Source organism: Viridibacillus arenosi (genome assembly GCF_001955655.1).
GTDB lineage: Bacteria > Bacillota > Bacilli > Bacillales_A > Planococcaceae > Viridibacillus > Viridibacillus arenosi.
Genome location: NZ_MSPW01000001.1, coordinates 85103 through 103747, shown reverse-complemented (window position 1 = coordinate 103747; position 18645 = coordinate 85103). Strand labels below are relative to the sequence as shown.

Below are 18645 nucleotides of genomic sequence, written 5' to 3'. Positions count from 1 at the left end.
TTGGAAGGAGATGCATTAACATAGACATTATCTATTATTCCCTACAACATGAAATATCTGAATATTACCCAGGAAATATTCAGATATTTATGGGCGTAATTGTAATTATTTCTTTCATCTTTTTAACTATTTTCCGTAAGCTATTAAGATAATAAAGGGGAATAATATGATATAGTTAAAACTATATAAATTTCTAGGAGGCAGTTCCGTGCTACAATATTTACAACTTTGCCAACATATTTTAGACGAAGGAAATGATAAAGGGGATCGTACAGGAACAGGTACGCGCAGTGTGTTTGGTTATCAAATGAGATTTGACTTACAAAAGGGTTTTCCTTTATTAACAACAAAAAGAACTGCTTTCCGTCTTATTGCGACTGAATTACTGTGGTTTTTAAAAGGCGATACAAATGTACGTACACTTATTGCACAGAATAATCATATTTGGGATGAATGGGCTTTTGAAAAATGGGTAAAAAGCGACCAATATGAAGGACCTGATATGACGAATTTCGGTTTGCGTGCCAATGAGGATCCTGAATTTAAAGTTCAATACGAAGAGCAAATGACTATTTTTCAAGAGAAAGTATTAAATGATGAAGATTTTGCTCAAGCATTTGGCGATCTTGGACCAGTATACGGTAAACAATGGCGTTCATGGCCAGCAGATAATGGGGAAACAATTGATCAAGTGAAAAATGTCATTGAATCAATTAAAAACAATCCTAATTCACGTCGCCATATTGTCAGTGCTTGGAATCCTGCAGAAGTAGATGATATGGCTTTGCCACCATGCCATACACTATTCCAATTTTATGTAGCAGATGGGAAACTCTCTTGCCAGCTTTATCAGCGTAGTGCAGATGTATTCCTAGGTGTACCATTCAATATCGCTTCATATGCGTTATTAACGCATCTTATCGCGAAAGAATGTGGCTTAGAAGTGGGGGATTTTGTCCATACTTTAGGTGATGCACATCTATATAGTAACCACTTTGATCAAGTAAAAGAGCAGCTATCACGATCACCACGTGAATTGCCACAGCTTATTATTAAAACTGAAAAAGAATCCATTTTTGAGTATGAAATAGAGGATTTAGCAATTGATGGATATGATCCTTATCCACGCATTAAAGCGCCAATTGCTGTATAAGGGGGTTTGTAAATGATTACATTAATCGTTGCTCATGATGAAAATAACGTTATTGGCTTAAATAATGCAATGCCATGGCATTTACCAGGGGACTTAGCTTATTTTAAACGTACAACGATGGGAAAACCGATGATTATGGGGCGCAAAACGTTCGAGTCTATCGGTAAGCCTCTACCAGGTCGTACGAATATCGTTATTACACGTGATGAAAAGTATGTAAGAGAAGGTATTGTTATAGTGCATTCACTAGAAGAAGCATTAGCCCAAGCTAAAAAAGAATCAGAGGAAATAATGATTATTGGTGGCGAGCAAATTTTCCGTATTACATTGCCAATGGCAGATCGTCTTTACGTTACGAAGATTGAAAAACAATACGAAGGCGATACATTTTTCCCATCATATGATGAAGAATGGCAAGTTGTTTCCCAGTCTGAAGTGAATGAAACAGACGATGGTTTGAAGTTTACGTATTTGGTATATGAGCGTAAATAAGTAAATGAAAAGGTTGCCACTGGTAAGTAACTAGTGGCAACCTTTTATTTGAATTGACTATATTATAGTTAAATAAGTGACAAACTAATAATGGAAATAAGAAAGTCAATTATACATAAAACAATATACATGAGTACATCATGGCACTACCTGCAATGACAAATAAGTGCCAGATCGCATGATTATAAGGTATTTTTCGATAAGCGTAGAAAAAAGCACCTATCGTATATAAAATCCCGCCACTTAAAAGTAGAGAGAAGCCTGCACCAGTAATATGTGCATATAATGGCTTAATAGCGATAATAATAAGCCATCCCATTAGAATGTAGAAGATCACTGAAACAAATTCAAAACGGTGGATAAAGAAACATTTAAAAAGAATACCAAGTAACGCTAACGCCCAAATGATACCAAATAAAGTCCATCCTAGTGCTCCGTTTAATGCAATCAACAGAAAAGGTGTATATGTACCTGCAATTAAAATGTAGATAGATGAGTGGTCTAATATAGCAAAGATTTTTTTATATTTTTCAGGCATGCTGTGAAGTAAAGTTGAAGCTAAAAATAGAATTAACATTGAAACGCCAAAAACGATGAAGCTAACAACATATAGTGTAGAGCCTTTATCAACTGCTTTCATAATGAGTAAGACAAGCGCTGGAATACATAATAAGAAAGCGATGCCATGTGTTATGGCATTCCATATTTCTTCTTTCGTGTTTTTATAATCAAAAGCCTGTTGCATATGAATTGCCTCCTTGTTGCGGAAAGTTTTTTTGTATATTTCTATTATGCGACTGATTTTAATGCATTTGAACTGACAAATGTCACGTGTATCGTGTGACAAAAGCTAGTAAAATAGAATAAATAGCTAACGGTTTACAATGACCTTGCTTTAAATTTATAATAAGAACAATGAAATAAAGGATGTGTCAATGTGAGACGAATTCATATAGTAACGGATTCAACAGCGGATTTAACAAAAGAAGAAATTGAAAAACACGAAATACATATCGTTCCACTATCAATTCATATTGAAGGTCAAACATATACTGATGGTGTCGATATTACTCCAATCGAATTCCTTGATCAAATGAGTAAAGCGAAGGAATTACCAAAAAGTTCTCAACCTGCTGCAGGTGTATTTAAAGAATTATTTGATGAACTAGGAAAAGATGGCGACGAGATTATTGCAATCATGATGACTGGCGGTATGAGTGGTACTGTAAAATCAGCAGAAGCTGCTGCAAGTATGACGGATTCAAAAGTAACCGTTATTGATTCACGTTTTACTTCATTTGGCTTAGGGTTCCAAGTACTTGAAGCTTGCCAATTAGCTGACCAAGGTAAATCAGTTGAAGAAATCGTTGAAAGATTAAATATAGTTCGTGAAAATACAAATTTATACGTCGTTGTTGACGTTTTAGATAATTTAATTAAAGGTGGCCGTATTGGTAAAGGGAAAGGTATGATTGGTTCTTTACTTAATATTAAACCAATTGCTTCACTTGAAGGTGGAGCATACAACCCAGTGGCAAAAGTACGAAGCCATAAACAAGTAGTTAAATATTTATTTAATCAGTTTAAAGAAGATACACAAGGGAAAGTTATAAAAGGAGTGGGTCTTTCGCATGCTGAAGGGTTAGCAATGGCAGAGCCACTTAAAAAACAACTTGAAGAATCAGGTTATATGGATACGAAATTTGCCTATACTTCACCAATTATTAGTACACATACAGGCCCAGGTGCAATTGGCTTTATGTACTATACCGATTAATATGATGAGCAGGGGATGATTTCATTCCCTGCTTTCTTTCATTAGACGTACTTAACGAAAGGAAGAAATGGAACGTGAAGAAATTAATAATTTTCATGCTTGCACTTCTTTTATTAAGTGCTTGCAGCAAAGAAATAAAAATGCCAGTTATTGAAGAAGTCATCCCTAAAGACATTATTTACGTTGCTTTAGGTGATTCTTTAACAGAAGGTGTTGGCGATGAGTTAAATCAGCAAGGTTATGTCGGTAGATTATCGGATCAGATGCTTGGCTGGGAAGGCGTTAAATACGTCGAAGTTGAAAATACAGCAAAAAAAGGTCGACGAAGTGATCAACTCGTAGCACAGCTTGAGAGCGGTAAAATTGACGAACAATTAAAAAAAGCTGATTTTATATCGCTCACTATGGGTGGAAATGACTTGATGAAAATTGTCAGACGTGATTTGATGAATTTAAATAAAGAAGCATTTGATTCGGAACGCATCGAATTTCAAAAACGTTATGGTAAAATTATGGAGTTAATTCGAAAAAAAAATAAATCTGCGCCCATAATTTTAATAAGCGTTTATAATCCTCTTTCTATCTTTACGAAGGAAAAATCGGACCTAAATACGATTTTGTATGAATGGAATACAGATATTCAAGATTTTGCAGAGGCAGATAAAAATGCATGTTTTGTAAATGTAGAGGATTTATTCGATTCGAACGAGAATATGGTTTATCATACGGACTTTTTCCATCCTAATGCAAGAGGCTACGATGAAATGACGGATCGCATAATAGGGTCAATCAAGTCATGCGGTTTAAAAAAATTAACCAACGGGGAAATGGACTTCAAGGAGTGATGTGACGGTGAATAAGTGGAAAATAGCTTTTTTCTTTTTAACTGCATTAATGTTATCAGTAATGATTGGATTGTTTGTGTTCATTACGAAACCGGCAACTGATGCGCCAATACCAGAAACAACAGCAATGCCTGAAGGTAGTAAACTATCAGTTCAAACAACACCAGCGGATTTTGAAGCCATTGCAAACAAGTACATTCAGGACGCGATGAAAGCTAAATCCATCCCTGTACATATGTACATCAATGAAGAAGTGTCTTTAGTAAGTGAGCTTAGTGTTTTTGGTATGGAGCTGCCTATTACGATGAAATTTGATCCAACAATTGATGAAGAAGGCAATCTTATATTAAAACAAACAAATGTAGAAGTTGGAATGTTGAATATCCCTCCAAGCACGGCATTGAAATTATTAAATGACTCAGTAGATTTACCTTCTTGGATGGTTATTCGTCCAAACAAAGAGGAAGTATATATGGGTTTAACAGAAATAGAAGTACTTTCAGGTTCTCGCATGCAAGCAAAAGAATTTAATTTAAAAGAAGGTAAGATTATACTGGAAGTAACAGTACCCGTTCAAGAATAGGAGGAGTAGCACATGGCATTAGCAACATTTGCAGGTGGATGCTTTTGGTGTATGGTAAAACCATTCGATCAGCAAGAGGGCATTGAGTCCGTCATATCTGGTTACACTGGGGGACATACAGAAAATCCGACTTATGAGGAAGTTTGTAGTGAAACAACGGGACATTTTGAAGCTGTACAAATTACTTTTGACCCAGCGATTTATTCTTATGAAAAGTTAGTTGATCTTTACTGGACTTTAATCGATCCAACAGATGCTGGTGGTCAATTTTATGACCGTGGACAGTCTTATATGACAGCCATTTTCTACCATGATGAAGATCAGCGTAACAAAGCTGAAGCATCAAAAAAGGCATTACAAGAATCAGGTAAATTTAAAGCTCCAATCGCTGTACAAATTCTACCAGCAACAACGTTTTACCCAGCAGAAACTTATCATCAACATTATTACAAAAAGAATCCAGCACATTACGAGCGCTATTCAATTGGCTCAGGACGAGTTACATTCCAACAACAGCATTGGGGGACAAAATCATGAACAAAGAAGAAAAGTTGAAAACATTAACACCGATGCAATATCATGTCACGCAAGAGCATGGGACAGAGCCACCATTCCAAAACGAATATGATAGTCATTTTGAAGAAGGTCTATACGTTGATATCGTATCTGGGGAACCCTTATTTCACTCAAAAGACAAATTCAATGCAGGTTGCGGATGGCCAAGCTTTAGCAAGCCGGTGGAAGGTGCTAGTATACAAGAAAACTTCGATACAAGCTTTGGTATGCGTCGCACTGAAGTGCGTAGTGGAGAAGCTGATTCACATTTAGGACATGTTTTCCCAGATGGTCCTCAGCCAACAGGGTTACGTTATTGTATTAACTCTGCTGCCTTGAAATTTATACCTAAAGATAAATTACAAGAAGAAGGCTATGGTGAATATTTAAAATATTTTGATTGAAAATGAAAAAGGCAATCCACATTTTGTGGGTTGCCTTTTTTTGTGTAGAACTCAGAGAATAGACTACAAAGTGTAGTTTACTACTGAATTAAATATAAAGAGAGCGACAAACAATATTATGGTTGTTATGCTCATTGGAAGATCGGGATGTAAATTTATTAAGTATTTATTCGTGCGTCAATAGTTCTCTAGAGGTTCTTTTGAATTTTCATTGCTTTTATGATATAAGATTACGGTGATCAGTATAATTCCAGCTGCTATCCAGATGGAAGTTTTTCCTAGATACGTACTAAAGAAGGTCCCAATTAAAGCACCACTTATAAAGGAAAGAATAATAGCAGTAAAACCATTAAATTTCCGCATCGATTCTGAATCATGTTTCACGAATGCAGCATAAGAAGCTTGAGCTGCGGTTCTTAGATTCCCTGTTGTTATGGTTGAATTGTAACTCCATTTTTCCAGTTTGTTGAAGGTGGCAATTTGTAAGGAAGACACAAACGCAATGCACATGGTGATAAGCATATTTGGCACACTAGTAGGTAACCATCCGACTATAAATAAAATCGCGAATTCCAAAAGTAAAACAGCTCGTTTGTGGCTAGTATGTTTATCTTTTATATATTCTGCTACCAAGACTCCAGCTATAAAAGCCAAAAAGGGCGGTATATTAAGAATGGCACCGTTATATTCCGTACTTGCAGCTCTCACCGCAAATAATACCATATTCCCTGTTTGTGCCGTCGCAAACACTGCGTCCCTCGTAATATACGTATAAGCATCTAAAAATCCTCCAACTAAAGCTAATATCATGCCCATAATCAATGAATTAGGTGATAAAGCGAGTAAGTTTTTCGTTTTATTTCCCATTTGGTTTATCTCCTTATCAAAGATGTCCTGTTTTCCCAATATGAAAATTCGTTTTCTTTTTTTGTAAAAGAAAAGTCGCATGAATAATTATAGCTTTACCTCACAATTTTCATTTATTCTGTTTCAGAAATATTTTCGATTTAACTGCTGAGTACCATTGCAGACGATCTAAGTTTTTCAATAGGAAGCTTTTTCTGATGAAACTATAGCTGAATTTTGGAATTACTGTAATGAATAAACTGCATTTAAATAGAAAAAAACGCTCCACCAAGTTAGTGGAGCGACTCATACAATCATCTATTTATTGCCTACAACAGTAAGTTCTTTCGCTTTTACAAATGCTTGCTCAAAATCAGCAATTAAATCGTCGATATTTTCAAGGCCTACAGAGAAGCGTAAAAGACCGTCTGTAATACCACGTTTTTCGCGTTCCTCTTTAGGAATAGCTGCGTGACTCATTGTGGCTGGATATGAGAGAATTGATTCTACGCCACCAAGACTAACTGCGAAAATCGGAATTTGAACATGTTCAACAAACGCTTTAGTGATTTCGCGATTAGGTAATTTAAATGACAATACAGCTCCAGCACTTTTTGCCTGTTTTGCATGGATGTCATGACCTGGATGCGATTTCAAGCCAGGGAAATGAACTTCTTCTACTAATTCGTGAGCTTCTAAATAATTTGCAAGTTTTGATGCGGATGCTGTCGATTGTGTTAAACGTGCATTTAACGTTTTAATACCTTGAATTAATGAGAAGGAGTCTTGTGCGCCTAAAATGGCACCGAATGAGTTTTGCATGAAGTAGATTCGGTTACCAAGCTCTACGTCCTTTGTTACCGCAAGCCCTGCAATAATATCGCTATGTCCTCCTAAAAACTTAGTGGCACTGTGTAACACTACATCTACACCAAGGTCTAATGGACGTTGGTATAAAGGTGTCATAAATGTGTTATCTAAAAATGTTAGAGCACCATTTGCCTTTGCAATAGCTACAACCCCTTCAATATCTGTAATACCTAGAAGCGGGTTAGCTGGAGTTTCTATATATAACACCTTTGTATTTGGACGTATAGCCGCTTCTACTGATGTTAAATCAGAGAAGTCAGCAAATGTATGCTCAACGCCAAATTTCGTTAACACTTGTGTCACAAAACGGTATGTTCCACCGTACACTTCAGATGTCACAACAATATGGTCGCCAGCTTCTAATATCATAAATGCAGACGCGATGGCCGCAATACCGGAAGAGAATGCAAATCCGCGTGCCCCTCCTTCAAGTTCAGCAATCGTTTTCTCTAATGCATCACGAGTTGGATTACCAGAGCGACTATAATCATATGGACCAAACGAATCGAAATGCTCTTGATCAAAAGTAGATGATAAATATATTGGAACATTAACTGCACCTGTTTTTTGCTCGTAATCACCGCGAGTAGAAGCAGTGATTAAACTTGTTTCAATGTTTTCATTAATTGAACTCATATGATGACACCTCTTTTTCTAAGATAGAAAAAACTTGTTGTAAATCCGCGATTAAATCTTCTGCTTCCTCAATACCAACTGAGAAACGAAGTAAGGAGTCATCAACACCGCGAGCAATTCGTTCTGCTTCAGGAATATCCGCATGTGTTTGTGTAGTAGGATATGTGATAAAGCTTTCAACACCACCCAGGCTTTCAGCGAAGACGATTAACTTCAAGTTTTCTAAAAACTTACCAACCCATTCACCTTTTTGTAAACGGAAGGAAATCATTCCACCTTTACCAGCAAACAGAACGTCTTTTACTAAAGGTTCTTGTTCTAAATAAGCCGCGATGTGCTTAGCATTTTCAGTATGTTGTTTCATGCGAAGGTGTAATGTTTTTAATCCACGTAGCAGTAACCATGAGTCAATTGGAGCAAGCGTTGCACCTGCAGCATTATGGTTTGTGAATAGTTTTTCGCTAAGCTCTTTACCCTTACTTACAACAAGACCCGCTAGAACATCATTATGACCACCGATGTATTTAGTTGCACTATGTATAACAATATCCGCACCTAGCTCGATTGGGCGTTGATAGTAAGGTGTTAAGAAAGTATTATCAACAATTAATAATAAACTATGCTTTCTTGCAAGCTTAGCATAAAGTTCAATATCAAACTCCTGCATTAATGGATTGGTTGGTGTTTCAATGAAAATAGCACGTGTATTTTCATTTATTAAACCTTCAACCTCTGATACAGAAGAGAATTTTGCATAATGAGATTTGATTGCATATTGTTCTTGGTATTGACCGAGTAAACGGTATGTACCACCGTAGATATCCTCAGGTAAAATAATTTCGTCACCCGATTTAAATAGGGATAGAACTAATTGAACAGCTGCCATCCCGCTACTACAGGCGAAGCCAGCGTCTCCAGATTCTAATTTAGCAAAACCTTCTTCTAAAACGGTACGTGTTGGATTTTTTGTACGTGTATAGTCATAACCAGTTGATTGGCCAAGCCCATCATGAGTATAGGCGGTAGAAAGATAGATTGGTGTGTTCACAGCACCTGTTTTGGAATCGGTATGATTTCCCAGCTGAACTAATTGTGTCGCAATGTTTTTGTTTGTCATCATGTCATCATCCTTTATAAAAAAGTAAAAGGCCCTCTAAGGAAGAGGGCCTTCAAAATATGAAGTCAATCTCCTTATCTACAAGACTACGTCTACTGGAATTAGCACCTTGCCGCATTTAGGGTGGTTGCTGAGATATCGACGGGCCAAGTCCCTCCATCTCTCTTGATAAGTAAATATATTCAATTGTTTGAAAGTTAATAATAATGAAATTTTACCATGTGAATATGATAATATCAACCTTATTATGAAGCAAATCTAATTTGAAAAGTTTATAAATTTCTATAAGTGGTACAATTTTTATATGAATATGCTATTATTGCATAGTTGAATTGGAAGGTGACAAGATGAATTTAAATGACATAGCTGTTAATCAGTTATTACTAGAATTTAAATTTGAAGAAGCTCAAATGATGCTAGAGCAAGCAGTAATGGAAAAGAGAGATATACAATCGCTCCATAACTTAGCATGTTTTTATATAAGAGACACAGAAGAATATTATAAAACTTTACCCCTTTTAGCTGAAGCAATTGAAAAACAGCCAAAGCATTATTTTCCTTTTGCTTTACTAGGTGAAATTTATTTGCGAATGGAAAAATACATTTCAGCCATCAGGATTTTAGAATATGCATTAAAAATGAAAGATACTGAAGTAGTCCATGCGAACTTAGCAGCAGCATATTTTAATATGAACAATTTTGAAAAGGCAGCAGAACATTATAAAAAGTCCGCAACTGATGGCGATTTTTTGAAATATGCGGAAATGGTTTCATACTTACAGTTAGATGATCACGATTCTGTACTTAAAACACTGAGAAAAGTTAATGAAAATGATGAAAATTATATGGGTGGAGTAAACGTGGCTGAACTTTTTGCTCAAATCAACTATTTTGATGAAGCAATCCCGTTATTTGAAATGGGATGGAGAGAAATAGTTAGATCATATGAATGGGTAGAACATTATGTCTACTCACTCATTCAATTAGGTAGAGTAGAAGAAACCGCAGATATTATAGACCAGATGAAGACAGAAACGACTGATGAAATTGTAGAAAGCAAAGTAAGGGCGATGGATGGAGAATTCATAGAGGGGAATATTGAAGAAACCATTATGGACTTGCAACATACAAATGAAAAATATAATACACTGATTGGTCGTATTTTGAATGGCTACCGTCCTAAAATTTTCTTCGAGCCATATTATGTTTCTCAATGTTATCTTTACGGATGCAAAGTACATGGTAATAAAACGTATGATGAATATGTAAATATGTAAGTGGCCGAGAGAAATGATAATATCTCTGGCCATTTTTGTTTATATAGAGCCTATAACTGAAGTGTATTCATTAATATTACTATAAAAGGTTGTCTTGAAAAGGTGTAGGGTAGGAGGGATATAGTATGAACTTAGTAAATTTTTATAAAGCGAAATCAATAGTGGGAAATAAAAAAACTTGCAATCTCATTAGAGTTTGCAAGTCATTTAGTGGAAAAGTTATACTTTGAATTCCCCAACCACTTTTCGTAACTCATCTGCCTGATGAGATAGTTCAATCGCTGATGCTGTAATTTCTTGCATTGAAGCAGAGCCTTCTTCTGCAGAAGCTGCTGAACGCTCTGTACTCATAGCTGTATTTTCAGCAATTTGATTTACTTCTATAAAGGATACAGCCACTTCTTGGCTATAGCTTAAAGTTTGCTCAATTTGAACTACCATTTTGTTAATAATGGCTACAGTTTCGTTTGTTTGTTTAATAATTTTATCTAAGGAAGCATTTGTTTCATTTGTCACTTCAACACCGCGTATGACGTTTTGTACACCATCATGGTTTTGTGAGACAATAGCTTGTACTTCTGATTGAATTGACGAAACAATCCCGGTTACTTCACGTGCTGCTTTTTGAGATTGCTCTGCTAACTTTCGAACCTCATTTGCAACGACAGCGAATCCTTTACCATGCTCACCAGCTCTGGCAGCTTCAATGGCTGCATTAAGGGCAAGTAAGTTTGTTTGTTCCGAGATTTCAGTAATTGTACGAATAATGGAAGTAATTTCGGATGATTTCTTACCAAGTGCTTCAACGGTTTCTGTCGTATTGGCCATAGTTTCTTCTATTAACATCATAACATTTGATGACTGTTCGACAGTTTTTCCACCAAGCTCAGCAGCGACTTTCATCTGATCTGTTGCTGTTTTCACATGTTCTGCATCTGTACTTAAATAACGAGCCGCCTCTTCTAATAAATTCATCTTTTGAACTGCGTTATTCATCCGTAGCATTGTTTGTTCGCTACCTTCAGCGATTTCGCCTGTTGAATCAGCAATTGATTGAATAATATTCGAATTTTCATCTGCTGAAGCCATTAATTGTTGGCCACTGGCTGAGACGTTCTCCGCTAGTGTACTCACACGTTTTACTAATGCCGAAATGGATGTGATTAACACATTTGTACTATTTGCGATTTCTGCAAATTCATCTTTTGTCTTGACTTTAACCCGTTTTGTCAAGTCACCATTAGCTTGTGCGATATCTAGAATAGATGTATTAATTGCAGCTGTATTACGTTTAATTGAACGGAACAGGATAGTACCAGTTATTATAGTTAAAATAATAGATGATATTGTTAAAATTAAGAAAATTATCATTGCGATTTCTGTTTGTTGTTCAAGTGATTTGATTTGCTCGTTGTTTTTCTTGGTTAGTACGTCATTAATCATTTCAATATGCACATCTATATAACTCATAGCTGTCTTGCCATTTCCAGCGAGAACAAGTTTTTGAGCATTTTCAAGGCCTGAATTTTGGCGTGTATCTATCAGTCGCTTCGAATACTGAATATAATTGTCATAAAATTGGTCAATGGAAGTAATTCGATCTAGCTCTTCTTTACGATCAGAGAATATTTTTTGTAAATCTAATAAATTTGCTTCAATTCGGTCTTTATCTTGACTATACTGTCTTAAGAAATTATCTTTTCCTGTAATAATATAACTTTGTTCAGAGTTTGACAGTTTCGCAATATCCGCAGCTAAACTATTTACTTTCATCTGCTCTACTAGATTTTTCCCTGTGAACACCTTTAATTCATTTTGGAGGTTAGACATATTTGAATAGGAAACAACAAGCATTGCTGATAGAATAATGATGAGTATAAAGAAGTTAATAATGATACGGCCACGAATCATTTTGAAAAAGTTCGATTGAATAGGTCCATGAACTTCAATGTTTTTTTTCTTCTTTTTCATTTTGAAAAATGAAGCTTTTGAAACTGATGACTTGTTAGTGCTTTGATTATCACTTCTCTTAACAATTTCACTACTTCTTTTTGATTTTTTAACCAATTTGTCACCAACTTTCCATATTTCTATTGAATAATGTTCATTTTACTTCTTTGTGAAAGAATATTCTATACTTTTCGAAAAATAAATCATTACTATGTAACTATTAGGAGGGAGATATTTATGAATCATTCGTTCTACAGTTATGTTCAATCATTTCGTGGTGGTGGAAAATATGATGAGAAATCTACGTTTGCAGAAGCGGCTTTTCACGATCATAGCTTTCCTAAACAATCAACAGATTTTCATCTACTTTCGAGATATGTCGAAGAAAAAGCAGATGAAGAAATGAGTGCGCGCGTTTTTGATGAGCTTTGGTATTTATATGAGTTAAAATATAAATAAAATAAGTAATAATTTAATAAAAATTGGATATATTGAAAAATGTAAGTTTTTTATAGCTTATTTAAGATAATAATTGTCAGAGGTCAGACTTTCTTGGTACAATGCTTGTAGCATCATAGCCAAATTATAGAAATATGATGAATAACAATACTATTGAAAAGAGTGATACTAATGAGTATTCATATTAATGCAAAACAAGGCGATATCGCAGACATTGTACTACTTCCTGGTGATCCACTTCGTGCAAAGTACATTGCAGAAACTTATTTAGAAGATGTTATACCTTATAATGAAGTACGTAATATGTTAGGGTTTACAGGTACATATAAAGGTAAACGTGTATCGGTACAAGGTACAGGTATGGGTGTCCCGTCAATTTCTATTTATGTAAACGAATTAATGCAAGAATACGGTGTTCAAAAGTTAATCCGTGTAGGTACTTGTGGAGCAATCCAAAAAGATGTTAAAGTTCGTGACGTCATTATTGCTCAAAGTGCTTCTACTGATTCTAAAATGAATGAAATCATTTTCAATGGTTTAGATTTTGCTCCAACAGGTGATTTTGATTTACTTTTAAAAGCATATAATGCTGGGAAAGAAGCTGGCCTTAATTTAAAAGTGGGTAACATCTTTACTGCTGATATGTTCTATAGTGAAGAAAACCAAAATGAAAAGTTAGCTCGTTACGGTGTTTTAGCAATTGAGATGGAATCTGCAGCACTTTATACTTTAGCAGCTAAATATGGCCGTCAAGCACTTTCAATCCTAACAGTAAGTGACCATATCATTACTGGTGAAGTAACAACATCTGAAGAACGTCAATTAACATTTAATGACATGATGGTTGTAGCATTAGAAGCAGCTATTCAAGACTAGTCGTATCAAGAGTTTGCGTATTTACAATTTTTAATAAGTGACCAAAAGTGACCATTTCAAAAAAGGTGGTCATGATTGGTCACTTTTTTATTTGTTTAATTCATTAAATAATTGTGTTGCTTGTTATTTTTGAGATATATCAATATGGGAATACGTATCAAGAGTTTCACGTATATTTTTTTGTCCTAGCTGTTTTAAACCAATACTGGACGGATATTTATTTTCATTTAAAAATTTGTTAATTCTATTCTTTCAGTAACAAAAGAACTTCAAACAAATACAGTTAATTTAGAATTGATAGCTCCTTCTTTGAAAGAACAAACAGCAACTATGGAACAAATAAATACCGTGGCTTTAAATCTAAGTATGGATGCGTAAGTGTTACAACTGAAAGTGTATTTAATACGCGTTAATAAAAACGAGCATATGACATAACAGCCTCCATGCAGGGTATATACTCCTAGCATGGAGGCTTTTTCATTAGAAAACCACATTAGTATAAGTATTTTTGTTGGCAGTTGTTAACCTTCTATTTCCTATTATTTATCTATAACTTACTTTGAAGGAGAATATAGTAAATATATTGTGTATGTATTCATTCATCATATGCTCTCTTTATACTCGTTTACTTATTATAAATAAAAAACTAAAAAAAGTGTCTAATCTATGTTTTTGAGATATTTGCTGAAATCATAACGGACTACAGAAAGAGGTATTTAACTTGAGTATTGCAAAAAAATTAAACACTATTTTTATAGGAATGATTATATTAATTTGTATTATCGTGAAGGTATTTTATAGTAGATTATATTTTGAATGAAGAAAATAAAAATAGAAACTCGGTTAATCAATCTTAAACCATACAGAATCTATAATAACGTTCTTACAGCGGCCATCGGTATCTAAAAAACAAAGTAATCTTTGTTAACTCAATGTTTTCTTTTGCTTCTATCTAGATTTCATTATTATTAATTCGAGGTAGGCCTCATTTAAGTTAGGACTTTGATCTAATTTAGATGTATGATTATATTTAGTGAATTCTGAAAAATAGAACTACTGAATAGTTTATGAACTACATAGTTATATAATCGTGAAGACACAAAACTAGACTGATGGAGGTATTAGGAATGAATATTAAAGATCGAGTAGCCCTGTTAAGAAAAAAAATGTTAGAACATCAAATAGATGCGTATATCGTCCCGAGTTTTGATGCTCATCTAGGTGAGTATGTAGCAGATCATTGGAAATCTAGAGAATGGATTTCTGGTTTTACAGGTTCAGCGGGTACGGTAGTAATTACTTTAGATGATGCTGGTCTATGGACAGATGGTAGATACTATATTCAAGCTGTGAGCCAATTAGCGGACTCTGGAATCAGATTGTTTAGAATGGCTGATCCTGGTGTACCAGCGTACTCAGAGTGGCTTGCGGACGTTCTAAATAAAGGAAATACAGTAGGCTTTGATGGCACTGTATTCTCTATTAATATGGTTAGAAAAATGGAAGCTGATTTTAAAGCGAAAAGTATCGAATTAAAAATGAAGCAAGATTTAGTAGGAGACTTATGGGAAGACAGACCAGAAATTCCTAAAGGCGCAATTTTCATGCATGATGTGAAATTTGCCGGTAAAACTCAAATAGAAAAATTAACTGAAGTTCGAAGTGAAATGGCGAAAAAAGATGCAAACTATTATATCTTATCGTCACTTGATGATATTGCATGGCTGTTAAATATAAGAGGCGTAGATGTCCCAAACAATCCAGTAGCCATTGCGAATGTAATTGTAACGGATAAAGATTGTTTCTTATTCATTGAAACGAGCAAAGTATCTCCAGAGGTTAAAGCAGAACTTGAGGCGCAAGGAATTCAAGTGAAAGCAACGGAAGAAATCCATGCAGTACTAGGTGAACTTGCAAGCGAAGATACAATTATTTTAGATGCGAATAAAACAAATAGTAGCCTCTACTATGCCATTAACACCGCTACTAAAAAAGTTGAATGTACAGATATTACAACAGATTTAAAATCTATTAAAAATGATATTGAAATCGAGAACATGAAATGGTCTCAAATTAAAGATGGTGTAGCGATCGTTAGATTTATTAAATGGTTAAAATCTGCGGTTAGTACTGGTGAGGTAACAGAAATTGCTGCAGAGGAAAAACTAGAAGCATTCAGAAGTGAGCAAGAGGGCTTTGTTGGACCGAGCTTTGATACGATTGCAGGTTATAGAGAACATGCAGCGATGATGCACTATAAAGCGGCTGAAGAAACACAGTTTACGCTTGAAAATGAAGGGCTGTTCTTAATCGATTCAGGTGGCCAGTACTATGATGGAACAACTGATATTACGAGAACGATTGTTTTAGGTAAGCTTACAGACGTACAAAAAAGAGATTTCACATTAGTATTAAAAGGATTTATTGCATTGAGTGCAGTGAAGTTCCTACATGGCTCTTCAGGTGCTAATCTAGACGTTTTAGCGAGACAACCAATATGGCAACATGGTATCGATTATAAATGCGGTACAGGACATGGTGTAGGCTTTTTCTTAAATGTTCATGAAGGACCACATAGCATCCGAAATACGAATCATGTTCGTTTAGATAGAGGCATGATTATTACGAACGAACCAGGTATTTATCTTGAAGGTGAATATGGTATTCGTACGGAGAACTTATTAGTCGTTGTTGAAGACGAAAAAACAGAGTTCGGTCAATTTATGAAATTTGATACGATCACATATTGCCCAATCGATTTAGCGGGTGTTAACACAGAACTGTTAGTTGAGAGCGAAAAACAATGGTTAAATGATTACCATGAAGAAGTATATGCGAAACTGTCACCTTACTTAAATGAAGAAGAGTGTGCGTGGCTAAAAGAAGAAACAAAAGTAATCTAAATTAGTTCATATTATGAGGAGGCTTTAACATGGAATTAACAGTCTACTTAGCTGGAGAAATTCATTCTAATTGGCGCCAGGAGTTAAAGGAAAAAGCGAAAGTATTAGGTACTCCTCTAAACTTCGTCGGTCCTATGGAAAATCATGATCGTTCTGATTTTATTGGAGAAGAAATATTAGGTGAACAGCCGAATGCGATTTATCGAGATGAAGCTGCATCTAAGATTAATAACTTTAGAACGCAGATTTTAATACGAAAATCGGATGTCGTAATCGCCTTGTTTGGAGAGAAGTATAAGCAATGGAATACAGCGATGGATGCAAGTGCAGCTGTTGCTCTAGACAAACCCTTAATCGTGATTCGCCCAGAGAATCTGCATCATCCATTAAAAGAGCTGTCGAATAAAGCCAATGTTACGGTTGAAACGGTTGATCAAGCAGTAAAAGTTTTAGCTTATATTTTTGATGAAAAATAAATAAATCTAAACTGAACCCCGAAATATTTCAATTTTGGGGTTTTTATATTAAATAGAAGACAATCAATTTGTATAACATCTGCTGGACATAATCACTTGTTACGATAAATTACAACAAATGATTAAGGGAGCATGATGGATGAAACTAAAAATGGGTATTGTTATTGGTCTTTTGAGCGCGATTATATTAGAGGTAGGCACGATTATTATTTAGGTGGCAGTGGCTTAATTTATCGTTCAATTAGGATGATATAGTTTCTTTTTCAAAGTAGAATCCCATTTAAGTGGCTAGATGGTTATTTATTACAAATGTGGAATTAGAAATAAAGAAAAAAAGCAAGTAACCTTAAAATGACCATTAAAAAAAGGTATTGAAAAGGTCTCTTGCTTTTTTTTATTTAAATCAGTAAATTGAACATAAGTAATTTTAGGAGTAGGACCATATGATAAATTGATGGTCTTTTGTTTAATATGTAGAATCCACTATTTAAATCATAATATTTTCGTAGATTGACCATATTATAAGAATCTACTTAATTGCATAATAGGAAACTGGAAAAATCGGAGGAATTGAAAATGGACCCAATTAGAGAAATTGTAGCAGAGCGAAGAACTTATACTTCAATTCAAGAAAAGCATTCCCATCGTTATGCACAGTTAATCCTCCCTCTTCAAGGAGAACTTTCTATACAAACTGAGTCGAAAAGTCTTTTACTTGGTCCTGAAACAATATTCTTTCTTCCACCTAAATGTAATCATACATTTCATTCAGTTGAACGTAATGAGTTTTTGGTATTAGATATCCCTCATTTTATGCTTAACGAGAGGCAATTACAAAATAGGGAATTATCCTATAAGCTGAATAATCAATGGAAAGGGATCCGATATCTTTTACTAAATGAACTTGAACAACAGTCATGGAGTGGATCTGCTGTTAAAGAACTGTATCCTTTTATTTCTAGGTGTTTAATCCAAGAACAACTACCTAAATCCATTACATATATCCATGAACATTATAATGAAAATATTACAGTACATGATCTTGCCTCCCTTGAACATTACAACCGTTCATATTATTCGGATTGGTTTCTAAAAGAAACTGGTAAATTACCTACAGCATATATACAAGACGTACGTTTGAAAAAGGCTAAAGAATTACTGAGAGATACAGAGTTACCTATTTTACATATTGCTATTCAAGTTGGTTTAGGACATCAATCTTCCTTTACGCGATTATTCCAAAAACATGAAGGAATAACACCAAGTCAGTATCGAAAAAATCAGAGATAAAAAATAAAAATGTAGTAGAAAAAAATAAAAAACGCTCAAAATACGACATCTGGTAAAAATAATCTGATATTCAGAAAAAATCGCTCATCAAATGTATGCGAAACTTAGTTATGGTCTTAATTTAAGTTCATTTCAT

Annotated in this window: 18 protein-coding genes and 1 riboswitch; of the genes, 13 read left to right on the top strand and 5 right to left on the bottom strand. The window is 34.8% G+C overall.

Annotated features, from left to right (window positions below; translation table 11 throughout):
• Positions 1-208: 208 nt before the first annotated feature.
• Positions 209-1153, top strand: coding sequence for a thymidylate synthase (locus BK137_RS00460; protein ID WP_038190000.1), 945 nt, complete (start codon positions 209-211; stop codon positions 1151-1153).
• 12 nt (positions 1154-1165) lie between these two features.
• Positions 1166-1645 (top strand): dihydrofolate reductase, encoded by a 480-nt coding sequence (locus tag BK137_RS00455; RefSeq protein WP_038189998.1) that lies wholly within the window; start codon positions 1166-1168, stop codon positions 1643-1645.
• Between the two features lie 109 nt (positions 1646-1754).
• Here BK137_RS00455 and trhA read toward each other — a convergent pair whose 3' ends face one another.
• Positions 1755-2390 carry a PAQR family membrane homeostasis protein TrhA gene (trhA, locus tag BK137_RS00450; RefSeq protein WP_038189997.1) on the bottom strand — a complete coding sequence of 212 codons (636 nt, stop codon included), beginning with the start codon at positions 2388-2390 and terminating at the stop codon, positions 1755-1757.
• A gap of 192 nt (positions 2391-2582) precedes the next feature.
• Here trhA and BK137_RS00445 point away from each other — a divergent pair, with 192 nt between their 5' ends.
• The 5 genes from BK137_RS00445 (at position 2583) to msrB (ending at position 5809) form a co-directional block, all read left to right on the top strand.
• Positions 2583-3422 carry a DegV family protein gene (locus tag BK137_RS00445; protein WP_038189996.1) on the top strand — a complete coding sequence of 280 codons (840 nt, stop codon included), beginning with the start codon at positions 2583-2585 and terminating at the stop codon, positions 3420-3422.
• Positions 3423-3496: 74 nt separating this feature from the next.
• Positions 3497-4267 (top strand): GDSL-type esterase/lipase family protein, encoded by a 771-nt coding sequence (locus BK137_RS00440; RefSeq protein WP_038189986.1) that lies wholly within the window; start codon positions 3497-3499, stop codon positions 4265-4267.
• A gap of 7 nt (positions 4268-4274) precedes the next feature.
• The gene (locus tag BK137_RS00435) at positions 4275-4850 is read left to right on the top strand and encodes a YpmS family protein (protein WP_038189965.1); all 576 of its coding nucleotides are present in this window, start codon (positions 4275-4277) and stop codon (positions 4848-4850) included.
• Between the two features lie 12 nt (positions 4851-4862).
• Positions 4863-5387: a peptide-methionine (S)-S-oxide reductase MsrA gene (msrA, locus tag BK137_RS00430; protein ID WP_038189947.1), complete on the top strand. Its 525-nt coding sequence runs from the start codon at positions 4863-4865 to the stop codon at positions 5385-5387.
• A complete protein-coding gene (msrB, locus tag BK137_RS00425; protein ID WP_038189943.1) occupies positions 5384-5809 on the top strand; it encodes a peptide-methionine (R)-S-oxide reductase MsrB in 426 nt (141 codons plus the stop codon). Before msrA ends, msrB begins: the two co-directional genes overlap by 4 nt.
• 177 nt (positions 5810-5986) lie before the next feature.
• On the opposite strand, the gene BK137_RS00420 is transcribed toward msrB, so the two are convergent.
• The 3 genes from BK137_RS00420 to BK137_RS00410 form a co-directional block, all read right to left on the bottom strand.
• On the bottom strand, positions 5987-6676 hold the full coding sequence (locus BK137_RS00420; protein WP_038189940.1) for a YoaK family protein: 690 nt from the start codon (positions 6674-6676) through the stop codon (positions 5987-5989).
• A gap of 297 nt (positions 6677-6973) precedes the next feature.
• Positions 6974-8152 (bottom strand): aminotransferase class I/II-fold pyridoxal phosphate-dependent enzyme, encoded by a 1179-nt coding sequence (locus BK137_RS00415; protein ID WP_038191081.1) that lies wholly within the window; start codon positions 8150-8152, stop codon positions 6974-6976.
• Complete coding sequence (locus BK137_RS00410; RefSeq protein ID WP_038189938.1) at positions 8148-9278, bottom strand: methionine biosynthesis PLP-dependent protein; 1131 nt, start codon at positions 9276-9278, stop codon at positions 8148-8150. Before BK137_RS00410 ends, BK137_RS00415 begins: the two co-directional genes overlap by 5 nt.
• Positions 9279-9349: 71 nt before the next feature.
• A riboswitch (SAM riboswitch) is annotated at positions 9350-9453 on the bottom strand.
• Positions 9454-9625: 172 nt separating this feature from the next.
• Between BK137_RS00410 and BK137_RS00405 the strand changes: the two genes are divergently transcribed.
• Positions 9626-10555: a tetratricopeptide repeat protein gene (locus BK137_RS00405; protein WP_038189935.1), complete on the top strand. Its 930-nt coding sequence runs from the start codon at positions 9626-9628 to the stop codon at positions 10553-10555.
• 219 nt (positions 10556-10774) lie between these two features.
• Here the strand turns inward: BK137_RS00405 and BK137_RS00400 are convergent, their stop codons facing one another.
• On the bottom strand, positions 10775-12622 hold the full coding sequence (locus BK137_RS00400; RefSeq protein WP_038189931.1) for a methyl-accepting chemotaxis protein: 1848 nt from the start codon (positions 12620-12622) through the stop codon (positions 10775-10777).
• A gap of 120 nt (positions 12623-12742) precedes the next feature.
• On the opposite strand from BK137_RS00400, the gene BK137_RS00395 reads away from it, so the two are divergent.
• The 5 genes from BK137_RS00395 to BK137_RS00375 all read left to right on the top strand — a co-directional run bounded on the left by BK137_RS00395 (position 12743) and on the right by BK137_RS00375 (position 18509).
• Entirely contained in the window at positions 12743-12964 is a 222-nt protein-coding gene (locus BK137_RS00395) for a YozE family protein (RefSeq protein WP_038189915.1), read from the top strand.
• Between the two features lie 171 nt (positions 12965-13135).
• Positions 13136-13840, top strand: coding sequence for a purine-nucleoside phosphorylase (gene deoD / locus BK137_RS00390; RefSeq protein ID WP_038189912.1), 705 nt, complete (start codon positions 13136-13138; stop codon positions 13838-13840).
• Between the two features lie 1127 nt (positions 13841-14967).
• Positions 14968-16743, top strand: coding sequence for an aminopeptidase P family protein (locus BK137_RS00385; protein ID WP_038189909.1), 1776 nt, complete (start codon positions 14968-14970; stop codon positions 16741-16743).
• 29 nt (positions 16744-16772) lie between these two features.
• Positions 16773-17219, top strand: a complete 447-nt coding sequence (locus BK137_RS00380; protein WP_038189907.1) for a YtoQ family protein — start codon at positions 16773-16775, stop codon at positions 17217-17219.
• A gap of 576 nt (positions 17220-17795) precedes the next feature.
• The gene (locus BK137_RS00375; RefSeq protein WP_038189904.1) at positions 17796-18509 is read left to right on the top strand and encodes an AraC family transcriptional regulator; all 714 of its coding nucleotides are present in this window, start codon (positions 17796-17798) and stop codon (positions 18507-18509) included.
• Positions 18510-18645: the final 136 nt, after the last annotated feature.

What these genes read in the sequence shown, in the direction of transcription:
- BK137_RS00455 (WP_038189998.1), top strand. Translation starts at nt 1,166, where the DNA reads ATGATTACATTAATCGTTGCTCATGATGAAAATAACGTTATTGGCTTA.
- trhA (WP_038189997.1), bottom strand. Translation starts at nt 2,390, where the DNA reads ATGCAACAGGCTTTTGATTATAAAAACACGAAAGAAGAAATATGGAAT.
- msrA (WP_038189947.1), top strand. Translation starts at nt 4,863, where the DNA reads ATGGCATTAGCAACATTTGCAGGTGGATGCTTTTGGTGTATGGTAAAA.
- msrB (WP_038189943.1), top strand. Translation starts at nt 5,384, where the DNA reads ATGAACAAAGAAGAAAAGTTGAAAACATTAACACCGATGCAATATCAT.
- BK137_RS00420 (WP_038189940.1), bottom strand. Translation starts at nt 6,676, where the DNA reads ATGGGAAATAAAACGAAAAACTTACTCGCTTTATCACCTAATTCATTG.
- BK137_RS00410 (WP_038189938.1), bottom strand. Translation starts at nt 9,278, where the DNA reads ATGACAAACAAAAACATTGCGACACAATTAGTTCAGCTGGGAAATCAT.
- BK137_RS00405 (WP_038189935.1), top strand. Translation starts at nt 9,626, where the DNA reads ATGAATTTAAATGACATAGCTGTTAATCAGTTATTACTAGAATTTAAA.
- BK137_RS00395 (WP_038189915.1), top strand. Translation starts at nt 12,743, where the DNA reads ATGAATCATTCGTTCTACAGTTATGTTCAATCATTTCGTGGTGGTGGA.
- deoD (WP_038189912.1), top strand. Translation starts at nt 13,136, where the DNA reads ATGAGTATTCATATTAATGCAAAACAAGGCGATATCGCAGACATTGTA.
- BK137_RS00385 (WP_038189909.1), top strand. Translation starts at nt 14,968, where the DNA reads ATGAATATTAAAGATCGAGTAGCCCTGTTAAGAAAAAAAATGTTAGAA.
- BK137_RS00380 (WP_038189907.1), top strand. Translation starts at nt 16,773, where the DNA reads ATGGAATTAACAGTCTACTTAGCTGGAGAAATTCATTCTAATTGGCGC.
- BK137_RS00375 (WP_038189904.1), top strand. Translation starts at nt 17,796, where the DNA reads ATGGACCCAATTAGAGAAATTGTAGCAGAGCGAAGAACTTATACTTCA.